Genomic DNA, 8,155 nt, shown 5'->3' with positions numbered 1-8,155 from the left:
GTGGGAGCGGGCTTGCCCCGCGATGCGATGTAGCTGACAGATCGCAATCGCGGGGCAAGCCCGCTCCCACCAAGGCCAATTTCTTCGGGCACAAAAAAAGCGACCCTCAGGTCGCTTTCTTTGTTACTTCAATATGGCGCAGCGGACGGGACTCGAACCCGCGACCCCCGGCGTGACAGGCCGGTATTCTAACCGACTGAACTACCGCTGCGTGTCGTGCAGGCCTGGACGCGAAACAACCGCTGATCTCAGGCACAAAAAAAGCGAACCTTAGGTCGCTCTCTTTGTTGCTTCGAGGAGTTCAAGGGCCTCAAAGCGAATATGGCGCAGCGGACGGGACTCGAACCCGCGACCCCCGGCGTGACAGGCCGGTATTCTAACCGACTGAACTACCGCTGCGTATCGCACAGGCTTTCGCCTGGTTGAAACTGGGATCTGGCCTGAAGGCTTCGGTGCCTTCGGACCTCAAACCGGTCGTTAAACCGATCTGGAGAAAAGTGGCGCAGCGGACGGGACTCGAACCCGCGACCCCCGGCGTGACAGGCCGGTATTCTAACCGACTGAACTACCGCTGCGCATATGGACTTGCGTCCGGTTCCTCTCTGGTAACACCTTCTTGCGAAAGTGTCGGGTCAGGAACATCTCAGGAAGTGGTGGGTGATGACGGGATCGAACCGCCGACCCTCTGCTTGTAAGGCAGATGCTCTCCCGGCTGAGCTAATCACCCGTGTGCTTCGCTGAGGTGGCGAAATTTACGCAGGTATCGAACCTAAGTCAATACCCCCGTTGAAGTTTTTTCAAAAAGGGCAAAAAAGCAGTGTCAGGTGTAGATCATCTTCTTGGTCATACCGCCGTCGACCACGAACTCCTGGCCGGTGACAAAGCCGGCATTACGCGACAACAACCAGGCAACCATGGCCGCCACGTCTTCTACCGTCCCTACCCTGCCCGCCGGATGCTGGGCATGATCGGTTTCGCTCAGGGGTTCGGCGCGACGCTGCGACGGGTCCCGTGCATCGATCCAGCCCGGGCTTACCGCGTTGACGCGGATCTCCGGCCCCAGACTCACGGCCAGGGCGTGCGTGAGGGCCAGCAGGCCGCCCTTGCTCGCCGCATAGGCTTCGGTGTCGGGTTCCGATTGCGCGGCACGAGTGGACGCCAGGTTGACGATGGCGCCACCGTGCGCACGCAGGTACGGCGCACAGTGCTTGGCCAGCAGCATTGGCCCACCCAGGTTGACCGCCAGTACACGATTCCAGTGAGCCAGGCTCAGGGTTTCCAGAGTGGTGTTATGCGGATCGGCGACGGCGGCGTTGCACACCAGGGCGTCGAGACGTCCGAACTGGCCGAGAACTTCGGCCACGCCGGTCTTCACCTGGGTTTCATCGGCAACGTCCATGCCGATGAACCAGGCGTTGTCTCCCAGCACCTTGGCCGCCTTGGCGCCGCGCACACGATCAAGATCGGTGAGCACCACCTGCCAGCCCTCGGCAATCAGCCAGGCGGCAATGCCCAGGCCGATCCCGCGAGCGGCCCCGGTCACCAGGGCGACGCGGCCGTTATGGCTGTTGTCGCCCACGGACCAGTCGATCACAGCGCTGCCAGACCGCGGGCCAGGTCGGCCTTGAGGTCAACAACGTCTTCCAGGCCTACCGCCACCCGGATCAGGCTGTCGCGAATGCCTGCGGCTTCACGCTCCTGCGGCGACAGACGGCCGTGGGAGGTGGTGCCCGGGTGGGTGATGGTGGTTTTGCTGTCGCCCAGGTTGGCGGTGATCGAAATCAGGCGCGTGGCATCGATAAAACGCCAGGCGCCCTCTTTGCCACCCTTTACTTCGAAACTCACCACGGCACCGAAGCCGCTCATCTGCTGCTTGGCCAACGCGTGCTGCGGATGGCTTTGCAGACCGGCGTAGTGAACCTTCTCAATGCCGTCCTGCTGCTCCAGCCACTCGGCCAGGGCCTGTGCGTTGGCACAGTGGGCGCGCATACGCAGATTGAGTGTTTCCAGGCCCTTGAGGAAGATCCAGGCGTTGAACGGGCTCAGAGACGGCCCGGCGGTGCGCAGAAAGCCCACCACTTCCTTCATCTGCTCGCTGCGCCCGGCTACCACGCCGCCCATGCAACGGCCCTGGCCGTCGATGAACTTGGTCGCCGAATGCACGACGATGTCGGCGCCCACCTTCAGCGGCTGCTGCAAGGCCGGGGTGCTGAAACAGTTGTCGACCACCAGCTGTGCGCCCTTGGCATGCGCGATCTCGGCCAGCGCGGCGATATCAACCAGCTCGGCCAGCGGATTGGACGGCGACTCGACGAACAGCAGCTTGGTGTTGGCCTTGATCGCCGCATCCCAACCAGCGAGATCCACCAGCGGGACGTAGTCGACCTGCACGCCGAAACGCTTGAAGTACTTCTCGAACAGGCTGATGGTCGAGCCGAATACGCTCTGCGAGACCAGCACGTGGTCGCCAGCGCTGCACAAGGCCATTACCGTGGACAGGATCGCCGACATACCGGTGGAAGTGGCTACCGCCTGCTCAGCGCCCTCGAGGGCGGCAATACGCTCTTCGAACGCACGTACGGTCGGGTTGGTGTAGCGTGAATAGACGTTGCCTGGAACTTCGCCGGCGAACCGTGCAGCGGCATCGGCCGCTGTACGGAACACGTAGCTGGAGGTGAAAAACAGCGGATCGCTGTGTTCACCTTCCGGCGTGCGATGCTGGCCGGCGCGTACCGCCAGCGTGTCAAAAGCGACCCCTTCGAGGTCGCTGTCCAGGCGCCCGGCATCCCATTCCTGTGTCATGCCGCTGCTCCTAATTTAGTTGTTGTAGAGGTCGATTATCGCGCTGACCGCCTGGTTCTTGACCTTGGAAGCGTCGTTACGCGCCTGCTCGATCTTGTCCAGGTAGGCCTCGTCGATGTCGCCGGTAACGTACTTGCCGTCGAACACCGCGCAGTCGAAATGCTCGATCTTGATCTTGCCACCGCCAACCGCTTCGATCAGGTCCGGCAGGTCCTGGTAGACCAGCCAGTCGGCGCCGATCAGCTCGGCGACATCTTCAGTGCTGCGATTGTGCGCGATCAGTTCATGAGCGCTCGGCATATCGATGCCGTAGACGTTGGGGTAACGCACCGCTGGCGCTGCCGAGCAGAAGTAGACGTTCTTCGCGCCGGCTTCGCGGGCCATCTGGATGATCTGCTTGCAGGTGGTGCCGCGCACGATGGAGTCATCCACCAGCATCACGTTCTTGCCACGGAACTCGAGCTCGATGGCATTGAGCTTCTGGCGCACCGACTTCTTGCGTGCAGCCTGGCCAGGCATGATGAAGGTACGGCCGATATAGCGGTTCTTGACGAAGCCTTCGCGGAACTTGACGCCCAGGTGGTTGGCCAGTTCCAGCGCAGCGGTGCGGCTGGTGTCGGGAATCGGGATGACCACGTCGATGTCGTGTTCCGGACGCTCGCGCAGGATCTTCTCGGCCAGCTTCTCGCCCATGCGCAGGCGCGCCTTGTAGACCGAGACGCCGTCGATGATCGAATCAGGGCGGGCCAGGTAGACGTGCTCGAAGATGCACGGCGACAGCTGTGGGTTGGTCGCGCACTGACGGGTGTGCAGCTTGCCTTCTTCGGTGATGTACACCGCTTCGCCCGGCGCCAGGTCGCGGATCAGGGTGAAGCCGAGCACGTCGAGGGAAACGCTTTCCGAGGCGATCATGTACTCCACGCCTTCGTCGGTGTGACGCTGGCCGAAGACGATCGGACGGATACCGTTAGGGTCACGGAAACCAACGATGCCGTAGCCGGTGATCATCGCTACCACGGCATAACCACCTACACAGCGGTTGTGCACATCGGTGACTGCGGCGAACACGTCTTCTTCGGTCGGCTGCAACTTGCCGCGCACGGCCAGTTCGTGAGCGAAGACGTTGAGCAGGACTTCGGAGTCGGAGCTGGTGTTGACGTGGCGCAGGTCCGATTCGTAAATCTCTTTGGCCAGCTGTTCAACGTTGGTCAGGTTGCCGTTGTGCGCCAGGGTGATGCCGTACGGCGAGTTGACGTAGAACGGCTGGGCCTCGGCCGAGGTCGAGCTGCCCGCGGTCGGGTAACGCACATGGCCAATGCCCATGTGTCCGACCAGACGCTGCATATGGCGCTGCTGGAACACATCACGGACCAGGCCGTTGTCCTTGCGCAGGAATAACCGGCCATCATGGCTGGTCACAATACCGGCAGCGTCCTGGCCGCGGTGCTGGAGGACGGTTAGCGCGTCATACAGCGCCTGATTGACGTTCGACTTACCGACGATACCGACGATGCCACACATGCGACGCAACCCCTACTTAATGAAACTGGACTGAGCAGCTCTCAAGGCGTTTTGGGCCCCAGAAGCTGTTCCTTGAACGGGAGATCAGCCGGTGCGCTGATCCCGCTGGCTAGCCACTGGCTGGTGAACCCCAGAATGAGGTTTTTCGACCAGTCAGCCACCAATAGAAATTGTGGTATCAGGCGAGAGTCCTGCCACCACTGATCTTGTTGTACCGGCCCCAGGCTCAACAGCCCGACGGCCACCACCACCAGCAAAGCTCCGCGGGCGGCACCGAAGGCCATGCCCAGAAAGCGGTCGGTCCCGGAAAGCCCGGTGACGCGAATCAGCTCGCCAATGAGAAAATTGATCATGGCCCCCACCAGCAGGGTGGCGACGAAAAGAATGGCACATCCGGCGATGACCCGGGCAGAAGGCGTCTGGATATAGGACTCCAGGTACTGCGACAGCGAGCCACCGAACATCCAGGCCACAGCGCCGGCAATGATCCAGGTAAGCAGCGACAAGGCCTCTTTGACGAAGCCGCGCTTGAGACTGATCAGCGAAGAAATGGCGATGATCGCGAAAATCGCCCAGTCGACCCAGGTAAATGCCACAGTGTTGCCTGCAAACGGATAAGGCGGCGCATTTTACCAGAGCAGCGGGCTGTCGGTAAGCAGTGATTTACCGCCCGGCACTGGCCGGGCGACGAGCATTCAGCCGCGCTCGGGCTGGAAGCGCACGATAATGCCGTTGAGCTTCTGCTTGCGACTGATCGCATCGCGCAGACGCTCGGCCTCGGCGCGCTCGATCAGCGGCCCGACATACACCCGATTCATACCACCGGCCGAACGGATATAGGCGTTGTAGCCCTGGCTACGCAGGGTTTTCTGCAGGTTGTCGGCACCGGCCCGACTGGACAGGCTGGCCAATTGCACCGACCAGCTGATCGGTAGTCCATTGGCGTCGATCTTGCCCGCTGCAGGCTTGGCGGCGCTGGCGACGGCAGTTGCAGGCTGGGCTTGTGGCTTGACCGCCGGTGGCGGCGTTGCCGGCTTTTCTGCAACGACCGGAGCTGGGGCCGGGACCGGCGCAGGCGCTGCAGTAGGCGCTGGGGCAATCGGCGTACTCGGCGCCTGGATGGGCGCGGTGGACTCGTCGACAACCACTGGGGCTTCGTCAGGCAACACCTGAGGCTCAGGCACCGACACCGGCTCGACCTGGACCTGAGGCATGCTCGGCGCTGCAGGCGCCGCCGGGGCTTCGACGCGCACCTGACGCATCTCGTCCTCACGGGAGAACAGCATCGGCAAGAAGATCACCGCCAGTGCAACCAGCACCAGCGCACCCACCATCCGTTGCTTGACCACTTTATCCAGCAATGCCATTTGCCCCATCCTCCGTGGCCTGCCGATCCAGCCACTGCAGGGCCTCGCCGACACAGAAAAACGATCCGAACAGCAGGATTTCATCCTCTGCCGTTGCTAGCGCACATTGCCCGTCAAGGGCTTCAGCCACGCTGGAGTAAGACTTCACCTCGGCGCCGAGGTTCGCCAGCACTGCCTGAAGGTCGCCTACGGGACGACTGCGGGCAGTATCCAGCGGCGCAACCGCCCAGCTCTGGACAGCACCCAGCAAGGGCTGAACTACACCCTCCAGGTCTTTGTCGAGCAGCAGACCGAACACCGCCAGACGTTTACCCGCCACCGACCGTGCAGCCAGACGCCGGGCCAGGTACTCGGCGGCGTGCGGGTTGTGGCCGACATCCATGAGGATAGTCAATGCCTTGCCCTGCCAACGAAATGCCCGACGATCCAGGCGACCGACCATCCGCGTCGTCTGCAGCGCCGCAGCAATCTGCCCGGCATCCCAGGGCAGGTCCAGCAGCAAGTAGGCTTGCAACGCCAGCGCGGCGTTTTCCATCGGCAGGTCGAGCAATGGCAGGTCATGCAGTTCGACCGCCTGACCGCGGCTGTCTACGCCCCGCCACTGCCAGAATTGATCAGTACTGGCCAGATCAAAGTCACGGCCGCGCAGGAAGAACGGCGAGTTCAGCTCGCGAGCCTTGTCCAGCAGAGGTTGCGGCGGATTCAGGTCACCGCACAGCGCAGGCTTGCCCGCACGGAAAATGCCGGCTTTTTCAAAAGCCACCGACTCACGGGTATCACCCAGGTAGTCGCTATGGTCGACACCGATACTGGTAACCAGCGCCACATCGGCATCGACGATATTGACTGTATCCAGACGCCCGCCCAGGCCGACTTCAAGCACCACGGCATCCAGTGCCGAACGCTTGAACAGCCAGAACGCGGCCAGGGTACCGGCCTCGAAATAGGTCAGAGAAATCTCGCCGCGAGCGGCCTCAACGGCAGCAAACGCCTCGCACAACTGCTCGTCGGCTGCTTCTTCGCCGTCGATCTGCACCCGCTCGTTGTAGCGCAGCAGGTGCGGCGAGCTGTAGACCCCGACCTTGAGACCCTGGGCACGCAACAAAGCCGCCACGAAGGCGCAGGTCGAACCCTTGCCATTGGTGCCGGTCACGGTAATCACCCGTGGTGCCGGCTTGTCCAACCCGAGCCTGGCCGCAACCTGTTGCGAACGCGCCAGGCCCATGTCGATGGCCGAGGGGTGCAACTGCTCGAGATAGGCGAGCCAGTCGCCAAGGGTACGTTGGGTCATACGGTGGCAGGCGCCGGTGGTACGACGATCGGCTCAACTACCGGTGCGACGAACTTCGGCGTCGGCAGGCCCATCATCTGAGCCAGCAGATTACCCAGGCGCTGACGCAGTTCCTGACGCGGAATGATCATGTCGATAGCGCCATGCTCAAGGAGGAACTCGCTGCGCTGGAAGCCTTCCGGCAGTTTTTCACGCACGGTCTGCTCGATTACGCGCGGGCCGGCGAAGCCGATCAGGGCTTTTGGCTCACCGACGATAACGTCACCAAGCATCGCCAGGCTCGCGGAAACGCCGCCGTAGACCGGATCGGTCAATACCGAGATGAACGGAATGCCTTCTTCGCGCAGGCGCGCCAGCACTGCCGAGGTTTTCGCCATCTGCATCAGCGAGATCAGCGCTTCCTGCATACGGGCACCGCCGGAGGCCGAGAAACACACCATCGGGCAGCGGTTTTCCAGGGCATAGTTGGCAGCACGGACAAAGCGCTCACCGACGATGGCACCCATCGAACCACCCATGAACGAGAATTCGAAGGCGCTGACCACAATCGGCATGCCCAGCAAGGTGCCGCTCATGGAGATCAGGGCATCTTTTTCACCGGTCTGCTTCTGCGCAGCGGTCAGGCGATCCTTGTACTTCTTGCCATCACGGAACTTCAGGCGGTCGACCGGCTCCAGATCGGCACCCAGCTCGGCGCGGCCTTCGGCATCCAGGAAGATGTCGATGCGTGCACGTGCGCCAATACGCATGTGGTGGTTGCACTTGGGGCAGACATCCAGGGTCTTTTCCAGCTCCGGACGATACAGGACGGCCTCGCAGGACGGGCATTTGTGCCACAGCCCTTCAGGCACCGAACTCTTCTTCACCTCGGAACGCATGATCGAAGGGATCAGTTTGTCTACTAACCAGTTGCTCATGCTTTCTTTCTCCAGTAACGGCGACCGGCAGGCTTTGGCTGCCAGGTTCGCGCGTATGCCCTTGAGCTCAATTCATGTATGACGCGATGATGGACCGGCTCCGGCGCCCCACATACAGCGAGGTGCCCCGATACTGCTCCATCGTCAACCTGTAAGGGCGACGCCTGGGGCGTCACCCGGTAATTTCGACCGGCCCATGGGCGCGATCCGGCAGCACCGGGCTGCGAAAGCTATGGACGATGGCGCGCGGCCAGCCG

The 8,155-nt window shown here is 62.2% G+C and carries 7 protein-coding genes and 4 tRNA genes; all 11 read right to left on the bottom strand.

Features of this window, described 5'->3' with window-relative positions; translation table 11 throughout:
* Positions 1–134: 134 nt before the first annotated feature.
* A tRNA-Asp gene (locus ACO6VD_RS01605) sits at positions 135–211 on the bottom strand.
* Between the two features lie 111 nt (positions 212–322).
* Positions 323–399, bottom strand: a tRNA-Asp gene (locus tag ACO6VD_RS01600).
* 99 nt (positions 400–498) lie between these two features.
* A tRNA-Asp gene (locus ACO6VD_RS01595) sits at positions 499–575 on the bottom strand.
* Positions 576–651: 76 nt separating this feature from the next.
* Positions 652–727, bottom strand: a tRNA-Val gene (locus ACO6VD_RS01590).
* Positions 728–820: 93 nt separating this feature from the next.
* Positions 821–1,579 carry an SDR family oxidoreductase gene (locus ACO6VD_RS01585; protein WP_400173403.1) on the bottom strand — a complete coding sequence of 253 codons (759 nt, stop codon included), beginning with the start codon at positions 1,577–1,579 and terminating at the stop codon, positions 821–823.
* Positions 1,580–1,590: 11 nt separating this feature from the next.
* The gene (locus ACO6VD_RS01580; protein WP_422416555.1) at positions 1,591–2,802 is read right to left on the bottom strand and encodes an O-succinylhomoserine sulfhydrylase; all 1,212 of its coding nucleotides are present in this window, start codon (positions 2,800–2,802) and stop codon (positions 1,591–1,593) included.
* Positions 2,803–2,817: 15 nt separating this feature from the next.
* Positions 2,818–4,323, bottom strand: coding sequence for an amidophosphoribosyltransferase (gene purF / locus ACO6VD_RS01575; protein ID WP_400173383.1), 1,506 nt, complete (start codon positions 4,321–4,323; stop codon positions 2,818–2,820).
* A gap of 41 nt (positions 4,324–4,364) precedes the next feature.
* Positions 4,365–4,919 (bottom strand): CvpA family protein, encoded by a 555-nt coding sequence (locus tag ACO6VD_RS01570; protein WP_136475216.1) that lies wholly within the window; start codon positions 4,917–4,919, stop codon positions 4,365–4,367.
* 99 nt (positions 4,920–5,018) lie between these two features.
* Positions 5,019–5,690: an SPOR domain-containing protein gene (locus ACO6VD_RS01565; protein ID WP_422416553.1), complete on the bottom strand. Its 672-nt coding sequence runs from the start codon at positions 5,688–5,690 to the stop codon at positions 5,019–5,021.
* Positions 5,674–6,981 (bottom strand): bifunctional tetrahydrofolate synthase/dihydrofolate synthase, encoded by a 1,308-nt coding sequence (gene folC, locus ACO6VD_RS01560; RefSeq protein WP_422416551.1) that lies wholly within the window; start codon positions 6,979–6,981, stop codon positions 5,674–5,676. The genes ACO6VD_RS01565 and folC overlap by 17 nt, the downstream gene beginning before the upstream one ends.
* Positions 6,978–7,898 carry an acetyl-CoA carboxylase, carboxyltransferase subunit beta gene (accD, locus tag ACO6VD_RS01555; protein ID WP_422416549.1) on the bottom strand — a complete coding sequence of 307 codons (921 nt, stop codon included), beginning with the start codon at positions 7,896–7,898 and terminating at the stop codon, positions 6,978–6,980. Before accD ends, folC begins: the two co-directional genes overlap by 4 nt.
* Between the last annotated feature and the right edge of the window lie 257 nt (positions 7,899–8,155).

The sequence above is a fragment of the Pseudomonas sp. GZD-222 genome, from assembly GCF_049310525.1.
Classification (GTDB): domain Bacteria; phylum Pseudomonadota; class Gammaproteobacteria; order Pseudomonadales; family Pseudomonadaceae; genus Aquipseudomonas.
Note: the sequence above shows the minus strand (reverse complement) of the source record. Positions and strands in the feature narration are given on the sequence as shown.

Excerpts from the sequence above, each read along its gene's own strand:
- ACO6VD_RS01565 (WP_422416553.1), bottom strand. The coding sequence starts at position 5,690 with ATGGCATTGCTGGATAAAGTGGTCAAGCAACGGATGGTGGGTGCGCTG.
- ACO6VD_RS01580 (WP_422416555.1), bottom strand. The coding sequence starts at position 2,802 with ATGACACAGGAATGGGATGCCGGGCGCCTGGACAGCGACCTCGAAGGG.
- purF (WP_400173383.1), bottom strand. The coding sequence starts at position 4,323 with ATGTGTGGCATCGTCGGTATCGTCGGTAAGTCGAACGTCAATCAGGCG.
- accD (WP_422416549.1), bottom strand. The coding sequence starts at position 7,898 with ATGAGCAACTGGTTAGTAGACAAACTGATCCCTTCGATCATGCGTTCC.
- folC (WP_422416551.1), bottom strand. The coding sequence starts at position 6,981 with ATGACCCAACGTACCCTTGGCGACTGGCTCGCCTATCTCGAGCAGTTG.